1 protein-coding gene is annotated in these 450 nt (G+C 62.9%); it reads left to right on the plus strand.

Annotated features, from left to right (window positions below; genetic code table 11):
- The coding region (locus tag CO656_RS29530; protein WP_144353252.1) for an SDR family NAD(P)-dependent oxidoreductase at positions 1-450 on the plus strand (450 nt) is incomplete at both ends.

Consider the following 450-nt stretch of genomic DNA (forward strand, 5'->3'; position numbering starts at 1 on the left):
TGCCAGGTTTCGCCGATGGTCACCGCACTGCGCAACGAGGTGGAGGCGCTCGGCCTCGCCGACCGTATTCGCGTCGAGCGGCTTGACCTCACCGACCCCTACGACGTCCGCCAGGCCCAGAGCTGGGATTTCGACATTCTGTGGAACAATGCCGGTCAGGGTGAGCCCGGCCCGGTCTGGGAAATTCCGGTCGACATCGTGCGTCGCAATTTCGAGATCAACGTCTTCCTGCCACTGACGTTGACGCAGGGCGTCGTTCAGAAGTGGGTGCGCGAGGGCAAGAGTCAGGGCAAGAAGGTGGTCTTCACCTCCTCGATGGGCGGCCTGTTCACCCCGGCCAACTGGGGCACCTACGTCTCGACCAAGCATGCGCTGGAGTCGATCGCCGAAGCGTTGCAGCAGGAACTGGCCGCATACGGAATCAAGATCCAGACGATCAATCCGGGCGCC

This window comes from Sinorhizobium sp. FG01, from assembly GCF_002531875.1.
Lineage (GTDB): Bacteria > Pseudomonadota > Alphaproteobacteria > Rhizobiales > Rhizobiaceae > Sinorhizobium > Sinorhizobium fredii_C.